The organism is Ramlibacter sp., assembly GCF_036383835.1.
Lineage (GTDB): Bacteria > Pseudomonadota > Gammaproteobacteria > Burkholderiales > Burkholderiaceae_C > Ramlibacter.
Genome location: NZ_DASVNN010000117.1, coordinates 1 through 17,804, shown reverse-complemented (window position 1 = coordinate 17,804; position 17,804 = coordinate 1). Strand labels below are relative to the sequence as shown.

Annotated in this window: 19 protein-coding genes and 1 pseudogene; 9 read left to right on the top strand and 11 right to left on the bottom strand. The window is 67.6% G+C overall.

Translation table 11 applies throughout. The features are described from left to right. Positions 1–35: 35 nt before the first annotated feature. Together VF522_RS18380 and VF522_RS18375 are read right to left on the bottom strand one after the other, a co-directional pair. Positions 36–719 carry a hypothetical protein gene (locus VF522_RS18380; protein WP_330909756.1) on the bottom strand — a complete coding sequence of 228 codons (684 nt, stop codon included), beginning with the start codon at positions 717–719 and terminating at the stop codon, positions 36–38. A gap of 3 nt (positions 720–722) precedes the next feature. Further along, the gene (locus VF522_RS18375) at positions 723–941 is read right to left on the bottom strand and encodes a hypothetical protein (protein ID WP_330909755.1); all 219 of its coding nucleotides are present in this window, start codon (positions 939–941) and stop codon (positions 723–725) included. A gap of 114 nt (positions 942–1,055) precedes the next feature. Here VF522_RS18375 and VF522_RS18370 point away from each other — a divergent pair, with 114 nt between their 5' ends. Continuing rightward, entirely contained in the window at positions 1,056–3,857 is a 2,802-nt protein-coding gene (locus tag VF522_RS18370) for a PAS domain-containing protein (RefSeq protein ID WP_330909754.1), read from the top strand. Positions 3,858–3,869: 12 nt separating this feature from the next. Here VF522_RS18370 and VF522_RS18365 read toward each other — a convergent pair whose 3' ends face one another. Continuing rightward, positions 3,870–4,745, bottom strand: a complete 876-nt coding sequence (locus tag VF522_RS18365; RefSeq protein ID WP_330909753.1) for a hypothetical protein — start codon at positions 4,743–4,745, stop codon at positions 3,870–3,872. A 549-nt stretch (positions 4,746–5,294) separates the two neighbouring features. Here VF522_RS18365 and VF522_RS18360 point away from each other — a divergent pair. The 3 genes from VF522_RS18360 to VF522_RS18350 all read left to right on the top strand — a co-directional run bounded on the left by VF522_RS18360 (position 5,295) and on the right by VF522_RS18350 (position 8,885). Further along, the gene (locus VF522_RS18360; protein WP_330909752.1) at positions 5,295–5,669 is read left to right on the top strand and encodes a hypothetical protein; all 375 of its coding nucleotides are present in this window, start codon (positions 5,295–5,297) and stop codon (positions 5,667–5,669) included. Between the two features lie 79 nt (positions 5,670–5,748). Beyond that, positions 5,749–6,900 carry an aminotransferase class V-fold PLP-dependent enzyme gene (locus tag VF522_RS18355; RefSeq protein ID WP_330909751.1) on the top strand — a complete coding sequence of 384 codons (1,152 nt, stop codon included), beginning with the start codon at positions 5,749–5,751 and terminating at the stop codon, positions 6,898–6,900. A 152-nt stretch (positions 6,901–7,052) separates the two neighbouring features. Further along, positions 7,053–8,885: a long-chain fatty acid--CoA ligase gene (locus tag VF522_RS18350; protein ID WP_330909750.1), complete on the top strand. Its 1,833-nt coding sequence runs from the start codon at positions 7,053–7,055 to the stop codon at positions 8,883–8,885. 14 nt (positions 8,886–8,899) lie between these two features. Here the strand turns inward: VF522_RS18350 and VF522_RS18345 are convergent, their stop codons facing one another. Continuing rightward, complete coding sequence (locus tag VF522_RS18345) at positions 8,900–9,268, bottom strand: DsrE family protein (RefSeq protein WP_330909749.1); 369 nt, start codon at positions 9,266–9,268, stop codon at positions 8,900–8,902. Between the two features lie 115 nt (positions 9,269–9,383). Between VF522_RS18345 and VF522_RS18340 the strand changes: the two genes are divergently transcribed. Then, positions 9,384–10,349: an AraC family transcriptional regulator gene (locus VF522_RS18340; protein WP_330909747.1), complete on the top strand. Its 966-nt coding sequence runs from the start codon at positions 9,384–9,386 to the stop codon at positions 10,347–10,349. Here the strand turns inward: VF522_RS18340 and VF522_RS18335 are convergent. The 4 genes from VF522_RS18335 to VF522_RS18320 all read right to left on the bottom strand — a co-directional run bounded on the left by VF522_RS18335 (position 10,346) and on the right by VF522_RS18320 (position 12,522). After that, positions 10,346–10,654, bottom strand: a complete 309-nt coding sequence (locus VF522_RS18335; protein ID WP_330909746.1) for an MTH1187 family thiamine-binding protein — start codon at positions 10,652–10,654, stop codon at positions 10,346–10,348. The genes VF522_RS18340 and VF522_RS18335 overlap by 4 nt on opposite strands. Before the next feature lie 19 nt (positions 10,655–10,673). Beyond that, positions 10,674–10,817 (bottom strand): hypothetical protein, encoded by a 144-nt coding sequence (locus VF522_RS18330; protein ID WP_330909745.1) that lies wholly within the window; start codon positions 10,815–10,817, stop codon positions 10,674–10,676. A gap of 129 nt (positions 10,818–10,946) precedes the next feature. Continuing rightward, positions 10,947–11,468 (bottom strand): hypothetical protein, encoded by a 522-nt coding sequence (locus VF522_RS18325; protein ID WP_330909743.1) that lies wholly within the window; start codon positions 11,466–11,468, stop codon positions 10,947–10,949. A 49-nt stretch (positions 11,469–11,517) separates the two neighbouring features. After that, entirely contained in the window at positions 11,518–12,522 is a 1,005-nt protein-coding gene (locus tag VF522_RS18320; RefSeq protein ID WP_330909742.1) for an AraC family transcriptional regulator, read from the bottom strand. A gap of 81 nt (positions 12,523–12,603) precedes the next feature. Here VF522_RS18320 and VF522_RS18315 point away from each other — a divergent pair, with 81 nt between their 5' ends. The 4 genes and pseudogenes from VF522_RS18315 to VF522_RS18295 all read left to right on the top strand — a co-directional run bounded on the left by VF522_RS18315 (position 12,604) and on the right by VF522_RS18295 (position 14,569). Then, a complete protein-coding gene (locus VF522_RS18315) occupies positions 12,604–12,876 on the top strand; it encodes a DUF4242 domain-containing protein (RefSeq protein WP_330909741.1) in 273 nt (90 codons plus the stop codon). Between the two features lie 160 nt (positions 12,877–13,036). Further along, positions 13,037–13,917 (top strand): annotated as a pseudogene (locus VF522_RS18305) (restriction endonuclease). A gap of 48 nt (positions 13,918–13,965) precedes the next feature. Next, positions 13,966–14,271, top strand: coding sequence for a hypothetical protein (locus VF522_RS18300; protein WP_330909738.1), 306 nt, complete (start codon positions 13,966–13,968; stop codon positions 14,269–14,271). 4 nt (positions 14,272–14,275) lie between these two features. Beyond that, positions 14,276–14,569, top strand: a complete 294-nt coding sequence (locus tag VF522_RS18295) for a hypothetical protein (protein ID WP_330909737.1) — start codon at positions 14,276–14,278, stop codon at positions 14,567–14,569. A gap of 15 nt (positions 14,570–14,584) precedes the next feature. Here VF522_RS18295 and VF522_RS18290 read toward each other — a convergent pair whose 3' ends face one another. The 3 genes from VF522_RS18290 to VF522_RS18280 all read right to left on the bottom strand — a co-directional run. Next, positions 14,585–16,228, bottom strand: a complete 1,644-nt coding sequence (locus tag VF522_RS18290; protein ID WP_330909736.1) for a pentapeptide repeat-containing protein — start codon at positions 16,226–16,228, stop codon at positions 14,585–14,587. 273 nt (positions 16,229–16,501) lie between these two features. Then, positions 16,502–16,792, bottom strand: a complete 291-nt coding sequence (locus tag VF522_RS18285) for a nucleotidyltransferase family protein (protein ID WP_330909735.1) — start codon at positions 16,790–16,792, stop codon at positions 16,502–16,504. Positions 16,793–16,856: 64 nt separating this feature from the next. Further along, positions 16,857–17,804 (bottom strand): glutamate--tRNA ligase family protein (locus VF522_RS18280; RefSeq protein WP_330909734.1); only part of this gene is annotated, 948 nt, incomplete at its 5' end.

Here is a 17,804-nt window from a genome sequence, read left to right as displayed (position 1 = left end):
GCCCGGCCGCGCACGCGCCGGGTTCGGCGCCCGGCTCAGCGGTGGGGTCGTTGCACGCGCTGCATCCGCGCGCGCGCCGGCCGGGCCAGGTAGAGACCCTCGCTCCACGTGGCAAGCCACTGCGGACGCCAGGCGACCAGCAGGCTGGCGATCGCGCAGCTCCAGGAGGCTTCTCCCATCGCGAGGAGGGCGATCGCGATCCGCTGCAGCTCCCCGGCCGCGCCGGACACCCATCCGTGGCCCAGCAGCGACGCCGCCAGGCCGCAGCCCCCCAGCGCGAGCAGCGGCACCAGGAAAGCGCGGCCCAGCATGTAGGCCACCGGGTTGGCACCGAGGGTCTTGCGCACGGCGTGGCCCATGACCAGCACCAGCGTGGCGGGCAGCACGCCCGACCACACCGTCAACGCGATCGCCTCGGCCAGCGATGCGCCGGTGCTCGCCATCGTGCTGAAGCCCGCCACGGTGAGCAACGGGATCGCCAGCGGCCATCCCACCAGCAGCACCGCCAGCGGCGCGCCCGACCAGTGCAGCGGCACCGGCAAGGCCGCAAGGCCCGGCCAGGCCCACAGCCAGGGCAGCACGGTCAGGCAGGCGAGGAAGGGCGTGGCCAGCGGCACTTGGCCCTGGTGCGGCCGCAGCAGCCGCCACGGGCGCACCGCGAACGCCGCCATCCAGGCGAGCGCCAGCAGGGTGGCTTCGGTGGCGGCGCCCGCGTCCATGCGCTAGTGGGCGGCGGGGCGGATCTTGCCCTCGCCCACGTAGCGCTCGTATTCGTCGCGCGTGATGGCGGCGTGGCTGGCGTTGCCCTCGCCGTCGGTCCAGCCGAGGGTGACGCTGTCGTCGGCGACGTCGATGTCCACCGGTCCGTCCGGGATGGGCATCAGCACGCCGTCACCGGCGCGAAAGCAGACTTCTCCCCGGATCATGGCGTGTTCGGTCATGTCGGCCTCCTGTGTCGTGGCAAACGGCCAGTTTCCGGGCCAACCGTGGCGGCGCGCTGTCAGCCGACTGCCCGTCCGGATGCCGGATAGCTGATCCAGCGGACAATGCTGGCGATGAGGAGACCACTGAGGGACGCGGGGGCGTTGTTGGCCATTGCGGTGCTGACGGGTGCGCTGCTCCTGTTCGCGCTGCTGTACCAGCGCGAGGCGGCATTGCGCAGCGGCGAGGAGCTCACGGATTCGCTGTCGCGGGTGATCGCCGAACAGACTTCGCGCACGCTGCAGTCGGCCGACCAGACGCTGCGCCTGGCGAGCGCCAACCTGGAGGGGCTGCGGCGCGCGGGCAAGCTGGACGAGGCGTCCGCGCGCGAGGTGCTGCGGCAGGAGCTGGCGGGGCTGCAATTCCTGCGGGCCCTGTGGGTGCTCGATGCGCAGGGGCGCGTCCTGTACAACTCGGACGCCGACGGGCAGATCGGGGAATCGATGGCCGAGCGGCCCTACTACGAGGTCTACCGCGAGCGGCCGGCCACCGACTTCTCGATCGGCCCCGCGTTGCGCAGCCGCGTGCGCGGCACCTGGATGGTGAGCGTCTCGCGCCCGATCCGGAATCGCGACGGCAGCATCCGCCAGATCGTGGTGGGCTCGCTGGAGCCGCCGTACTTCGAGCACCTGTGGCGCGGCATCGACCTGGGCGCGAACGGCGCGATCGCGCTGTACCACCGCAGCGGCCAGCTGCTGGCGCGCAGCCCGCCGGACCCGAAGCTGACCGGCCAGTACCTCCCCAACCTGTCGGTGTTCAGCGAGCACCTGCCGCGTTCGCCGCAGGGCACCTTCATCCGCGAGAGCACTTTCGACGGCGTGCGGCGGGTGGTGGCGTACCGGCAGCTGCCGGCGTACCCGGACCTGGTGGTCGTCGTCGGATCGGGCTACGGCGAGATGCTCACGCCCTGGCGCCGCTTCGCCGCGCTCACCAGCCTGGTGTGGGCGGCGGCGATGCTGATCGCGATCGCGCTCACGGTGCAGTTGCGCCGCCAGGCGCGCAGCCGCGAGCGCACGGAACAGCGCTTCCAGCAGCTCGCGCAGGCGATGCCGCAGGTCGTGTTCATCGCCGACGCGCGCGGCTCCGTGCGCTTCGTCAGCCGGCGCTGGACCGAAGTCACCGGCCGCGGCACCGAGGCGGCGCTGGGCTCCGGCTGGCAGCAGGCGGTCCACCCCGAAGACCGCGAGGTGATGGTGCAGCGGCTGGCGGAGATGCTCAAGACCCGCCAGGAACTGCAGATCCAGCACCGGCTCTGCTATGCCGACGGCAGCTACCGCTGGCAGCTGCTGCGCGCGGTGCCCGTGCAGGACGGCGCGGACGACGGCAGCATCTCCTGGTTCGGCACTGCCACCGACATCGACGCCCTCCAGCAGGCGCAGCAGCAGCTGCAGGGGCAGGCCGAGCAGCTGCGCGTGGCCGGCCGCCTCACCCGCATCGGCAGCTGGCGCGCCGACCTGCTCACGCAGCGCGTGACGCTCTCCGAGGAAGCGGCGACCATCCTCGACCTGCCGCCGGACAGCGAGCCGGCCCTGCCGGAACTGATCGCGATGATCGCGCCGGAGTCGCTGGAGGCGACGCTGGCCGCGATCCGCGGCACGGCGGAAGAGGGCGCGGCCTTCGACATCGAGACCGAGCTCGTGACGCACACCGCGCGCCACGTCTGGGTGCGCAGCGTGGGCGAGCCGGTCTGGGACGCCCACGGCAAGGTGGTCGCGATCCAGGGCGCGCACCAGGACATCACCCTGCGCGTGCTGATGATGGCCGAGATACGGCGGCTCAACGCCAGCCTGGAGGAACGCATCGCGCAGCGCACCGGCGAACTCGCGCGGCAGGAAGCGCTGTTCCGCACGCTCGCGGAGCAGGCGCCATTGCCGTTCTGGACGGTCGATCCCAGGGGCTGCGTCACCTTCCTGAGCCGCGCCTGGTACGAGCTGGCCGGCGGCGCGCCGCCCGACTGGCTGGGCCACGACTGGATCAAGCTGATCCACCCCGACGACGTGGTGGCCATGCAGCAGAACTGGGTGCGCAGCGCGGCCAGCGGCGAGCCCTACGTGGGCACGCGCCGCATCCGCGCGCGCGACGGCTCGTACCACACCACCACCTACCGCGCGCTGCCGGTGCGCGACGCGGACGGCGCGAACGTGTTCTGGGTGGGCGTCGACACCGACATCACCGACCTGATGGCCAACGAGGCGGCGCTGCGGCTCGCCAACAAGCAGCTGGAGTCCTTTTCCTACTCCGTCTCGCACGACCTGCAATCTCCGCTGCAGCGCGTCGCCTCCTATGGCCGACTGCTGGAACAGGAACTGGAGCCGCTGCCCGCCGCTCGCGCGCAGCATTACCTCGCGCGCATCCAGGCCAACGCCGACACGATGGCGGAGCTGATCGAAGGACTGCTCGCGCTCGCGCGCGTGTCCGAGGTCGAGATCATCTGCGCCCCGGTGAACCTGGGCGAGCTCGCCAGCGAGATCCTGCAGGGCCTGCAGGCGCAGGAGCCGGCGCGCCGCATGCACTGGCAGGTGGAGAGCGGGCTGGCGGTGATGGGCGATGCGCGCCTGATGCGCTCGGTGATGGAGAACCTGATCGGCAACGCCTGGAAGTTCACCCGCGACGTGCCGGTCGCCGAGATCGTCGTGGGCGGTTCGCGCGAGCGCGGGGAGTACTACGTTCGCGACAACGGCGTGGGTTTCGACATGGCCTATGCCGATCGCCTGTTCGGGACCTTCCAGCGCTTGCACGGCGCTGACGAATTCCCCGGCACCGGCATCGGGCTGGCGACGGTGGCGCGCGCGATCACGCGGCAGGGCGGGCGGGTGTGGGCGCACTCGGCGCCGGGCAGCGGCGCGACCTTCTACTTCACGCTGCCCCCGGGCTGAACGCCCGCGCGCTCAGAGGGACGGCGGCCGCGTGTGCGCGAACTCGGGATGGCGCGGGTGCGCCACCTTCTTCGTCGCGCGCTGGACCAACGCCGGCTGTTCGCCGGAAGCCGCCGGCGCATGGCCGAAGAGCACGCGTGCCAGCGTGCCGGCGCGGCCCACCAGGAAGCGTGCCATCGCGCGCACGATCAGCAGGCCGTTCACCGGGATGTAGGTGGCCAGGCCGTGGCCCTGGGCGAAGCCGGGGTTCCTGTCGACGTAGAAGCGCGTGTCGGGACGCCGGCTGGTCGTCCAGCGGGCGCGCTCTTCCGCGCTCTCCAGCGTGATCCAGTCCACCCGGCGGATCAGCGGGTTCTCCGGGTACACGCGCTGCAGCTTGAAGGCGCCGGCGAGTTCCTCGAGGATGCCCAGGATGCGCGGCGGCATCTCGGGACGCTGCGCATGCGGCCACACCACGGGCGCGTAGTGCGACAGGTGCGTGTAGCTGCTCGGATGGGTGAGTGCCGCGAAGATGCAGAAGGGCCGCCACGGCTCGTTGAGCCATACCCGCATCAGGCGGAGCAGGCCGTGCACCATGGTGAGGTCGCGTCCGCGCCAGGCCGGCAGCGTGCCGGCTTCCATGCGCAGCACGGTGCAGGGCCGGCCTTCGACCTGCATGCGGAAGAAGTGCAGCGCGGTATAGCCCACCAGCTGGCCGGCGGCGTTGTGCTTGGTGTAGATCCAGGTGCGCCAGGAGTCGCGGTTGACCACGTAGCCCCGGAAGGCCTGGTAGTCCAGTCCCGCGAAGATCTGCGAATGCACGGCGAAGAGCTCGCGGGCCAGGGCCTCGCGGTCTTCGGGGGCCATCCGGTGCACGGCATGGCCGGTCATGCGGGAGAGGGATGCCATTGCTTTAGGTGTTTTGCTTAGTATGGCAGGGCATTACGAATTGCAACAGTACATGGGGCCGCCTTCCGACCGGCGTCGGCGCATGACGTCAGTTTCCGAGGGAAAACAGCCCATGTGCAGGAGTGCAAGCGCCTTGGAAATGCCCGGAAAGCAAGCAGGTACAAGGGGGTCTTGCTGGACCGCTAACTGAAACCAGGTGTGTCAAAAATCCGGTTTGACGCCATTCGATCCCGGATGCCGACCGCTCGTCTGCCACCCTGGACCGGGACAGCCATCGACGGTGACGACCCGCCCCGGCACTGACGTCTTGCTGACGCGGCATGCCCCCGCGTGGTTTCGCGCGACGAGCGGCGCGCCACGCGTCCGTCGATTCCGGGCCGCTGCGCCGAGACCCGGCATGCCGGTCGATCGCTACGGCACGCCGTGGATGGTGGCGGCGACCACCAGGCGGCGTGATCCGCGCGACGGGCGGCGCGGGTGTTGGCGCCGCGCGTCGCGGATACCTCTTGTAGTGGCGTACGGTGCGCGACGCGTCCTAGCATCCGGACCATGAACGGACGGAGGACCCTCCCCACCTGCCTCGCGGCAGCGGCGCTGCTGCTCGCCGCCGGCGGCGTGTCTGCGGAAAACGCCGCGTACAAGTGCGGCAGCGCCACCTACAGCGACGTCGCGTGCAGCGGCGGCCAGGTGGTCGGCCCCCAGGGCCATCGCGCCACGAACAGGAGCCAGGCGGTGCCGCAGGACCGCGCCACCATCGCCCGCCGCGCCACCCTGACCGAGGAGGAGCGCGCCGAGTGCCGCACCCTCGACGTGAAGAAGGCGGAGCAGGAAAAGGAACTGAAGGCCAAGGGCGACGGCGTCACGCTGCAGGACGAGATGCCCCTGGTGTTCACGAAGAAGCGGCTGCGCGAACTGCGCTGCTGAGGGGGATCTCCCTGGGAGGGCAGGGTGTCAGCGACGGGTGTTAAGCTGCCCGATCGCCAACTTGCAACCCAGAGACAACATGCCCGGACTGCTTCCCGATGTCGATCCCGACGGCCTGCTGGAGTTCTCGGTCGTCTACACCGACCGCGCGCTGAATCACATGTCGCGCAGCTTCCAGGGCGTGATGAAGGACATCTCCTCGATCCTGAAGGAGGTGTACAACGCCCGCTCCGCCGTGCTCGTTCCGGGCAGCGGCACCTTCGGCATGGAATCGGTGGCGCGCCAGTTCGCCAACGGCAAGGACGTCCTGGTGCTGCGCAACGGCTGGTTCAGCTACCGCTGGACGCAGATCTTCGACATGGGGAGCATCCCCGCCTCGTCCACCGTGCTCAAGGCGCGCAGGCAGGGCAGCGGCCCCACCGCGGCCTGGGTGCCGGCGCCGATCGCCGAAGTGACGGCCGCGATCCGCGAGAAGAAGCCCGCGGCGGTGTTCGCCCCGCACGTCGAAACGGCCAGCGGCATGATCCTGCCGGACGACTACATGCGCGCGGTGGCCGACGCCGTGCACGAAGTGGGCGGCCTGTTCGTGCTGGATTGCATCGCGAGCGGCGCGATGTGGGTGGACATGAAGTCCTGCGGCATCGACGTGCTGCTCTCCGCGCCGCAAAAGGGCTGGAGCAGCTCGCCGTGCTGCGCGATGGTGATGCTCAGCGAGCGCGCCCGCACCGCCATCGACGGCACCACCAGCAGCAGCTTCGCCATGGACCTGAAGAAGTGGCTGCAGATCATGGAAGCGTACGAAGGCGGCGCGCACATGTACCACGCCACCATGCCCACCGATGCGCTCACGCGCCTGCGCGAGACGATGGTGGAGACGAAGAAGTACGGCTTCGCGAAGATCAAGGCGGAGCAGGAAGACCTGGGCCGCAAGGTGCGCAAGCTGTTCGAGAGCCGCGGCTTCCCCAGCGTGGCCGCCGAGGGCTACAAGGCGCCGGGCGTGGTGGTGAGCTACACCACCGACCCCGAGATCCAGAGCGGCAGGAAGTTCGTCGCGGAAGGCCTGCAGACGGCCGCCGGCGTGCCGCTGCAATGCGACGAGGGCGCGGACTTCAAGAGCTTCCGCGTCGGCCTGTTCGGCCTGGACAAGTGGCACCACGTGGACCGCACGGTGAAGTCGCTGGCCGACGCGCTGGACCGCATCGGGATCGTGGCGCCCGCCAAGGCGGCTTGAACCGTCGTCCCCGCGCAGGCGGGGACCCAGTGCGTCGAAGGGCCGCGCAAGCGGCCTTTTTCATTCCCGCTGCGCGTCAACACGCAACGCAGCATTCCATCCCGCAGCGCAATCCCGCGGCCACAATGGCAGGTTGCGCCTCGCGACCCGCCATGCCGAACGCTTCCGTCCCTTCGCATCCGCCTGACCTCGAGAACATCCGTACCCTGCCGGGGTTGCTCGCCCGCCGCGTCGCCCTGACGCCGGACGGCGAGGCCTACCGCCACTTCGACGAAGGCCGCGCCGCCTGGGTAGGCGTGAGCTGGCGCGAGTTCGGCGCCCGAGTGGACCGCTTCGCCAGCGCGATGGCGTCCCTGGGCCTGCCGCAAGGCGCGCGCGTGGCGATCCTGCTGCCCAACGGCCTCGACGCCGTCTGCGTGGACCAGGCCGCGCTGGCGCTCGGCTACGTGCCCGTGCCCATGCACGTCGTCGACAACGCCGGCAGCATCCTCTACATCCTGCAGGACAGCGAGGCGGCGCTGCTGGTCGCGGACTCGGGTGCGCGCTGGGACTCCATCGCGGCCGCGGGACCGTTGCCGCCGACCTTGCGATGGGTGGTGATCCGGCAGCCGCAGGCGGAAGGCGCGACGCAAACCGCGGGCGTTCCAGTGCTCGGGCTGGAAGCCTGGGTCGACGACGCTGCGGCAAAGTCGGTCGCCCGTCCGCCCGCGCCCACCGAGGACGACCTTGCCGGCATGGTCTACACGTCGGGCACCACCGGCAAGCCCAAGGGCGTGATGCTCACGCACCGCAACGTGGTCGCCAACGTGCAGGGCGTGCTGCAGCGCGTGGTGGCGCGCACCGACGACGTGTTCCTGTCCTTCCTGCCGCTGTCGCACACCTTCGAGCGCACGGCGGGCTACTACCTGCCGGTCGCGGCGGGATCGTGCGTGGCCTTCGCGCGCTCGACGTCCAAGCTGCCGGAGGACATGAAGACGGTGCGGCCCACGGTGCTGGTCTCGGTGCCGCGCATCTACGAACGCGTCCAGGCGAAGGTGCAGGAGAGGCTCGCGGCGTCGCCGCCGAAGCAGCGGCTGTTCCGGGCGGCGCAGGCCGTGGGCTGGCGCCGCTTTGCCCGGGCGCAGGGACTGGCGCTGGAAGAGGGCGGTTCATCCCTGCTGGACGCGCTCGCCTGGCCGCTGCTCGATCGCCTCGTGGCGCGGCCCCTGCTCGCGCAGTTCGGCGGCCGCCTGCGCGTGGCGGTGAGCGGCGGCGCGGCGCTGTCGCAGCCCATCGCGCGCACCTTCCTCGGCCTCGGCCTGCCGGTCGTGCAGGGCTACGGCATGACCGAGAGCGCGCCGGTGGTGGCGTGCAACACGCCGGAGGACAACGACCCGGCGACCGTCGGCCGGCCGTTGCCCGGCGTGGAGGTCCGCATCGGCGACAACAAGGAGCTGCTGGTGCGCGGCCCCAGCGTGATGCGCGGCTACTGGAAGCGCGAGGAGGACACGGCGCGCGTGCTCGCGGACGGCTGGCTGCACACGGGCGACCAGGCCGCCCTCGAGAACGGCCGCATCCGCATCCTGGGCCGGGTGAAGGAGATCATCGTCACCTCCACCGGCGAGAAGATCGCGCCGGTGGACCTGGAGCTGGCGATCGAGGCCGATCCGCTGTTCGAGCAGTCGTACTGCTTCGGCGACAACCGGCCCTTCATCGCGGCGATCGTGGTGCTGGCGCGCGAGGGCTGGCAGCGGCTGGCGCGCGAGCTGCAGCTCGATCCGGCCGCGCCGGACTCCCTGCGTGCGCCAACGGCGGTCAAGGCCGTGCAGGACCGCATTCGCGAGCTGACGAAGGCCTTGCCGTACTACGCGCAGCCGCGCGCCGTGGCGCTGACGCTGGACCCCTGGACGGTGGAGAACGCGCTGATCACGCCGACGCTGAAGCTGAAGCGCAACAACCTGGCGGCCCGGTTCGCCGACGTGATCGAGCGGCTCTACGCGCGCTGAGCGCGGGAGGCCGCTCAGAAGCTGAGGCTCGCCGCACCCGCCTTCAGCTTCTCGTGCATCACGCTGGCGCCGGCGATGGTGACGCCTTCCAGCAGCTGCTCCTGCGCATAGCCGCGCGCCTTGACGCAAGGCGTGCAGGCCACGATGGTGCCGCCGCGGCCCATGAAGTCTTCCATGGAGACCTTGATCGGGTCGAGCGGCGCCACGTGCGTCAGCTCCACGCCGCGCCGGCGCACCAGGTCGACGGCGGCGCTGGTGAGGAAGGCGGTGACCTTCATGCCGGCGGTGATCGCACCGCAGGCGATGGTGAATCCGACCGACGACAGTTCGTGGTCGGCGCCGTGCGTCATGAGGACGACGAGTTCGCGGGCTGGCTGGTCCATGGAAGGCTCCTTCGGGTCAATAATGAAAAGGAGATCCGATGGTCGCGGCCGGACGCACGCGGGTCCTGTCCGGGCGTCCGGAGTTGTTGACCGAAACACCGGCAAGGGGTTGTCCATGGACGATGCGCTGTCGCAGCTGGTGCGCCAGATCCGGTTGCAGGGGGCCTTCTTCATCAACGGCGTGTTCCACGAGCCGTGGTGCGTGGACGCGCCGCCGGCCGCGCGCTTCGCGCCCCGGCTGTGCCCGGGCGCGCCCGAGCTGGCCATCCTCCACATGGTGCTGGAGGGCCGGTGCTGGGTGCACATGGAGGGCAGCGAGCCGATCGAGCTGGTGGCCGGCGACGTCGTGGCCTTCCCCCGCGGCGACGCCCACCGCATCGGCAGCGGCGTGCGCCACGCGCCGGTCGAGTTGCAGCACGTGGTGAACGTGCGCCTGCCGGAGGTGGCGCAGGTGCGCTACGGCGGCGACGGGCAGGGCACGGTCCTGGTCTGCGGCTGGTTCGCCTACGAGCGCGACGTGCCGCATCCGCTGCTGTCGGCCCTGCCGCGCGTTTTCCGCGTGCAGGTGGGCAACCGGCGCGCCGGTCCGTGGCTCGAGCAATCGATCCGCTATGCGCTGCAGGAGGCCGCCGCCGGGACGGCCGGGTCCGACGCCATGGCGGCGAAGATCGCCGAGGCGCTGTTCGTCGAAACGGTGCGGGGCTACCTGGAAGGCCTGTCGGGGGTCGAGACGGGCTGGTTCGGGGCCGTGCGCGATCCGCAGGTGGCCCGCTGCCTGGCCCTGATGCACGGGCAGCCCGCCCGCGACTGGTCGGTGGAGTTGCTGGCGCGCGAGGTGCACCTGTCGCGCAGCGTGCTGGCGGACCGCTTTGCCGCGCTGCTGGGCGTGCCGCCCATGCAGTACCTGAAACGCTGGCGCCTCACGGTGGCGGCGCGGCTGCTGCGGGCCGAGCGCACCAGCGTCATCCAGGTCGCCGAGGCCGTGGGCTACGAATCGGAAGCTTCGTTCAGCCGCGCCTTCAAGGGCGAATACGGCGTGCCGCCGGGGCTGTGGCGAAGCGGGGGAGAAAAGGCCGCCTAGGTGCGCAGCTTGCGCCCGACGTGCCCTTCGACGGCGTCGACCTTGCTGCGCAGGCGCGGCTCGCCGCCCGCGCGGTAGTCCATCTTCAGGTGCATGGACACGCGCGGGCAGTCCTTCTGCAGCTCGCGGAAGCAGGCCGCCACCACGAGCATCACCTCGTCGTAGTCGCCTTCGAGGATCGTCCCCATCGCGGTAAGCTGGTACGTCACGCCGCTGCGGTCGACGATGTCCAGGATGCGGGCGATGTGCCGCGAGAGCGACTGGCCCTCGCCGGTGGGGGCCATCGAGAATTCGAGGAGGACCATGGCGGGCTCCGGCGTGGCCTCAGGGAGCCTTCTTCAGCTTTCCCTTGGGCATCACGGTGGTGGTCGGCGGGACCGGCCGGTCGCTCGTGTAGTCCTTCGGAGCCGAAGTGTCCTTCTTCGGCTTCTTCGCCATCTTGTTGCTTTTCTGTTCGCCTTTGGGCATGGGGATCTCCTCTGTGATTTGAAAACTGTAGCAGTGAACCGTGTGGGGCCGGGCCTGTCGCCCAGCCAGGATGTTCGCAAAGGAGGACGCGCGTGGCAAGAAGCAGACGGCAGGGCGCGGGCCAGGAGGTCAGGGTCCCGGCACTTGTCCTTTCGCCACCGCAGTGTTCCCCGCCAGCAGGTGGAATTCCGATCCAGGCGGGAGCGCGGCGAGTCCCAGCGCCGGGCGCAGCAGTTCGAGCGCCAGCATCTTGTCGCCGGGGGTGGCGATCATTTCCTCGAGCGGCACGGACAGCCGCGCCCGGAACGCGTGCGTCCCGACCAGGACGATGCAGCGGCGCTCCCCGGGCGCGATCGCGTCCAGCAACTCCCTCGTGGCGTCGAGGGCCTGCAGCCGCACCTCGAGATGCGGCGTGAACACCGACCCCGGCGCGAAGTCGTTCGCCTGCGGCGCCCGCCGCGGGATCTTGCGAATCAGGTAGCCGATCAGGTTGCCCACCGCGGGCAGCCACAGCACCAGCATCAGCGTGCCGATATCGCGCAGCGTCGACGGGTTCTCGGCGAAGTGCCGGATCACGCCTCCCGCGACGGCGAGCAGCAGGAGCAGCGCCATCGCGAGGCGGCGTCGGAAGGGAGTCGCAATGATGGCCATGCGGCATTTTCGCGCACCCGAGGGTGCGCTTCCCCGCAGCGGCTTGCGGTCAGTTGCCCTGCCGGCTCCAGCTGGCGGGCGCGCAGCCCACGTGCCGCTTGAAGGCGCGGCTGAACGCCGCTTCCGACTCGTAGCCCACGCGGTCGGCGATCGCGGCGATCCCCAGGTGCGATTCGGTGCGCAGCATCTGCGCCGCGAGTTCCATGCGCCACTGGGTGAGATAGCGGATGGGCGAGACCCCCAGCACCTGCGTGAAGCGATCGGCCAGCACGGAACGCGAGGCGGCGACCTGGTTGGCCAGCGTGTCGACCGTCCAGGGGTGCGCCGGCTGCGCATGCAGCAGCGTCAGCGCGCGGCACAACAGCGGATCGCGCAGCGCGCCCAGCCAGCCGGCCTGGCCCGCCGGCAACTCCTCCGCGTACTGGCGCAGGCAATCCACCAGCACCAGTTCCGGCAGCCGGTCCACCAGGGCCGGCACGGGGCGCGCCTGGCCTTGCGCCTGCGAGAGCGCGTAGCGCAGGCTGCCCTGGCGCCATTCGGCGGCCTGTTCCGAGACGGGCCTCACGTGGATCAGGGGCGGCAAGGCGCGCAGCAGCGGGTTGAACAGCAGCTCCGCGCAATGCAGGTAGCCGCACAGGATGCGCGTAGGCGCGCCTCCGCCGCCATGCCGCACCACCGGCATGGCCGCCCAGGGCGGCGGCGGCACGAGCGAAGCGATTGCCACCGCAGGCGTGTCCTTCGGCCAACCCATCGTGTGGACGTCGCAATAGGGAAGCACCACCGCATCGCCCGCGTTCACCGTCGCCGTCACGCCCGAATCCAGGGTGATCGTGAAGCGGCCCTCCACCGCGACGTGGAACAGCACGAGGTGCTGCGCACCGGGCTGCACGATGGCGCACAGGGTTTCCTCGTCGGTGGAGCGGAAGGCCCAGGGCTCCGAGAACTCGCCGGCGAGGAACACCGCGCTGGCGAGGCGCACACGGCCGAGCACATCCGACAGCAGCTCCGTGCCGGCTGACGGCGAGTCGTTCGTGCGATCCGGAGCCTGGGGCATGAGATTCGGTGCCGCGGTGCTTGTGGAAGAGGCTGGCGGCGATGATAGTTCCCGCCTCCCTCAACGCACAAGGAGATGGCCATGCCCAAGTTCGTGATCGAGCGCGAGATTCCCGGCGCCGGCAAGATGTCGCCGATGGACCTCAAAGGCGCCGCGCTGAAGTCCTGCGACGTGCTGCGCGCCATGGGGCCGCGCGTGCAGTGGCAGCAAAGCTATGTCACCGACGACAAGATCTACTGCGTCTACTTCGCCGAGAGCGAGGCGGACGTGCGCGAGCACGCGGAGAAGAGCGGGTTCCCGGCGAACAAGGTGTCGGCGGTGAGGGCCGTGATTGATCCGGCGACGGCGGAGTAGAGCTGCGCTGCTTTCCCCGGAGAAGCGGTAATCCAGTGAGCTTGTCATGCCGGGCTTGACCCGGCATCCATGCCTTCGTCCTTTCGACTGAACGGGCTTGCCCGGGGACGACCTGCATTCTCCTGTCGATACCATCCTCCCCAATAAGGGGAGGAAGTCAATGGCGCGAAGGAAACGGCAAAGCACGGCCGAAGACATCATGGATCTGGTCGCGCTCCTGCCGTGGTGGGCAGGCGTGGCGGCCGCGGTGGTCTCCTGGCTGTTTTTCCGATCGGTTGCCAACAGTCCGACGCCTGCCGTCACGAGCCCCGGTCAAGTGAACACCAGCTTGTTTCTGGGCGTCTGGTTTCGTGGCGTGTCGATGGCACTCCAGTACGTCGTGCCGTTCCGTGCCTGGCTGGCGCGCTGATCTCGTTCGTCAAGCGCAGGAAGCGCGCCGCGTTGATCACGAACGTCACGCAGTCTCCCAGCGCAGATGCGCTCAACGGAATGTCCTGGCACGAGTTCGAGATGCTCGTCGGCGAAGCGTTCCGCCTGCAAGGCTATGCCGTGGAGGAGCAAGGTGGGGCGCAGCCAGATGGCGGTGTGGATCTGGTGGCGCGCAAGGGCACCGAAACCTTTCTCGTGCAATGCAAGCAGTGGAAGGCGCTGAAGGTTGGTGTCGATGTCGTCCGGCAGCTGTATGGCGTGATGGCTGCACGAGGCGCCGCCGGCGGCTTCGTCGTCACCTCCGGTCGGTTCACCGATGATGCAATCTCGTTCGCCGCGGGGCGGAACGTCCGTTTGGTCGACGGCCCGAAGCTCTTTGGCTTGTTGCAGCAGGCGAGGGCAGCGCGGCCCACAAGAGCCCCCGCAGCTTCTTCGACCGCGCAAGCAGTAAGGCCGGCTGCCGTACGTTCCAGTCCGTCTGATTCTGCGAGCACGCCGCCATGTCCGGTTTGCAACGCGCCGATGGTTCGTCGCACTGCCCGAAAGGGTACGAATGCGGGCTCAGAGTTCTGGGGCTGTTCCACCTTCCCGAAGTGTCGCGGGGCGCGGTGATGGACCGCCAGAAGCAGCTTCGGACGCCCCGCACATCCTGACTGAGAATTGGAGAAGCTGACGGCGTCGATTGACCGCGCTATCGGGCGGAATCTGGTCGCCCTCCAGCAGGTGGAGGCGATCCTTCGCTCAATCGTGACCCATTCGGAACACTCAGGACTGATATCGCAGTTCGAAAAGCTTCGGCGGCAGCGAATCAAGCAATTTGGCAAGAAGGGGCTGGGTGAGCTGGCGCAGCGATTCGGGGCCTGGGTGTTGACGTCTGGTGAAGCTGTTCCGAGTGACACCAACGAGCCCGAGACTTTGATCGAACCCTTTTGTCGCTATCCGATTTCAGCTGCAAATGGAGCCTGACCACGTGCGCGACAGAAAGAATTCCTTGGCGCGCGCGGTGAGAGAGAGATACAGGCTTGTGCACAGGCAGCTCGTCGAGTGGCAGCAGGATTCGATAGAGAGCGGCCGCGAGCTGCTACAGCGACTAGAAGACCAGCATGGCAGTATCTCCGTCGAGATCCAGGCCTTGAAGCAGCATCTGACAGCCCTCGATGGAGTCGCGCAGGGGCTTGCCGAGTTGCTTCAAGCGGCGGAGTCGAAACGTCTGATGTGGGAGATGCTGCAGGAGTCGTCGAATTTGGGTTCTGACCCCAATTAAGCCCCCAGTTAATGTTCAATCAGGAACACTCGGCAGATTCGCGTCCACACCTGTTGCAGGAGTTGCTCTTGCCACCTCATCGCTAGGTTTTGGTGGTGAAATTGCACCCAAGTGCAGGAGAGGAGTTGAATGGGGCCACCTCGTGTGAAGATCACACATGGCCAAATGAAACACGGCTCCTTCGACTTGGGTGTCCGCGAACGTAGCCCCCTTAATATCTGCCCCATCGAACCGAGTCGCGGCCAGTTTCGCCCCGCAGAGGTCGGTCCCCACAAGACTGGTCCCTTTCAAATTGGCGTAGCTTAGGTCTGAATTGCGAAAGGTGGCGCCATCCATCCGGCAGTTGGAGAAGTTCACTCCCTGAAGGTGGCAATCGTCGAGGTGCGCGCCAGAGAAGTTAATGAAGGCCAGATCAACTGCGGCTCGTTCAGAGGGTGAGGCTTGAAGAAACCAAGCGACGGCCATTTGATTCATGAAATCAGTCGTGCGCACCGAACGCTTCTTAGCAACTGTGGGATTCGCGAGCAGATATTCGAGAACCAGGAATTCCTGGATGCTGTAGTGGGAAAAGCGGTAGTTGCCGTTGGAGTCGCGGTTCAGCAGAGAACGTCCACCTAAGTCGATCGAACGACCGTCTGTCGCACCAGCCACTCTGTTGAGAACTTCAGTTTCGACGCGCGAGAAGTAGGCGCGCTCAGACTGATGCATCTGAAAAGCGGCGTACCGACATGCCAACCTTAGACGATCAGAGTACAGGGGATCGTTCTCGTATGCCTTCCGCTGCTCGCGGAGCAACCATGCATCGACAAGAGCTCGGTAAATTGAATACTCGTTCCAGATGTTCTCGCGAGACTCCATTAGGTCGGGCAAATGGGCCAGAAGCATCGGTCGCATTCGCAGAAAGCCCATTTTGTTTACGATGTACTTGGCTCGGGCGACCCAGGCTTCATCCATCATTTCCGTGGGGAAGCGCAGCCTAATGTATTGAATTACCTGTTGATCGGTGAACAGTGAAGCGTATACGACGGGGCACAAAAAGCCCCCGATCTCGACTTGGCCCCGCCGATTGAACGGATCGTGGCGTGCCTGAAAGAATTGAGTTCTACAGGTGATGATGACGCGCAAGAACGGCTTTGTAGCGCGAAGAATATCGGTAAGCCTCTCCGCTACGTGTCCCCATGCGGTTGGATCTTCGTCTAGCGCATCAAGTAGGAGGACGGTCTTTCGCTTCTCATTTACCGCACTGATGTCTTCCAGTGACTTTGATCCGAGCTTGAGCAGAACGCAGTCGTAGTCCTTTGGCCAGAAGGACATCATGTGCCCGAGCTTGAGCATGAGCAGTGCAGACGTTTTGCCCATTCCAGCATCGGACAGAATGAACAACTGGTTGTTCTGTCGGGTTGACGCCCCCGAGATAAAGGTTTGAATGCGATTGAACAGTGGTTCGCGAACGATGGCCTCGTCCTCAAGGTAATCAGCTGGATTCACCTGCTGACAATCGGGTTCAATGTAAAACCTTGCGAGCTCTACTGGGTCGCCGAAGATGTCCGCGAGAGCGTTCAACTCCTTTTCGCGCTCCCTGCGAAGGTTCGTTAGTTTTTGCCAGAGCAGGGAAACCCAACCTTGCGCTAGCTGGAATACGTTAAGCCCTAAATCCATGACGAGTGCGGCTGTTACTTGCCTCGGCCAACTATCCTTCAACCCCGTTCCCTTGTTGACGCGGACTTACCCTCTCCGCCGGATAGATGATTCGACTCGCGTGCCGGAGCGACACTGGGCCCGCGCCTTCACCGCTTTCGAGTTCGCATGGATTGAGGTTTCTCGAACGGGCCTAACCGGCGAAGCGAATCGCGGCTCGGCCAATAGGTCGTCGCTACTGATGGGACGGAACGTCCGTCTACGCATCAATAAGGCGCTTGATACGGTATCGGGTCATAGCTGGGCGGACTCTTCGAGAATCCGCGAGCGGTGCGCTTCGGGAAAGGCATTGGGGGTCACGATATCCACGTCAACACCCAGCAGTTGCGTGAGCTCCTGCTGGATGGCGCCGATATCGAGCAGGGTGGTTGCCTCGGTGGGCTCCACCAGCAAGTCGAGGTCGCTGCCTTCGGTGTCCTCACCTCGTGCAATGGACCCGAAAACGCGCACGTCCCGCACGCCGTGACGCAAGGCGATCTGCCGTACGCGGCCGCGGTGCTGGGCAAGGACTTCCGAAGGGCGCATGTCGCAATTCTGGCGAGTCGAGCTTCGATTGGCAAACGCCGGAGACGGGATGCCCAGGCGCCGGCTACTTCGCCCAGCTGTCCTTCAACCCCGTCACCCGGTTGAACACCGGCTTCCCCTCGCCCGGCTTGTGATCCTTCCGATCCGCCACGAAGTACCCATGCCTCTCGAACTGGAACTTCTCATCCCCGTTCGCCTTCCCCAGTGACGGCTCCACATAGGCCGTCACCACCTTCAGGTTGTCCGGATTGAGTTCCTCGAGGTAGTCCTTCTCCCCGGTGTCCGGCTGCGGCACGGAGAACAGGCGGTCGTACAGGCGCACTTCCGCCTTCACGCCATCGGCCACGCCCACCCAGGTGATGTTGCCCTTCACCTTCACCGCATCCGCGCCGGGCGTGCCGCTCTTGGTGTCCGGAACCAGCCTGGCCTGCACTTCGGTCACGACACCCGACGCATCGCGCGATGCGCCGACGCACTCCACGACGTAGCCGTACTTCATCCGCACCTTGTTCCCCGGGAACAGGCGGAAGAAGCCCTTGGGCGGCGTCTCTTCGTAGTCGGTGCGCTCGATCCACAGCTCGCGGCCGAACATGAACTCGCGCTTGCCGCGTTCCGGCGCGTGCGGGTGCACGGGCGCGGAGCAGGGCTCCAGGTGGCCGGCGCCCATCAGCTCGTCCCAGTTGGTGATGACCATCTTCACTGGCTCCAGCACCGCCATCGCGCGCGCGGCCTTGGGGTCGAGGTCGTCGCGCAGCGCGATCTCCAGCGTGCTGTAGTCGATCCAGCTGTCCGCCTTCGTCACGCCGATGCGCTCGCAGAACAGGCGGATGCTCTCGGGCGTGTAGCCGCGGCGGCGCATGCCCACGATGGTGGGCATGCGCGGGTCGTCCCAGCCGCTCACGTGGCCCTCGTCGACCAGTGCCTTCAGCTTGCGCTTGCTGGTCATCACGCCGTTGACGTTCAGGCGCCCGAACTCGTACTGCTTCGGCAACGGCGTGGCCAGGAGGCCCAG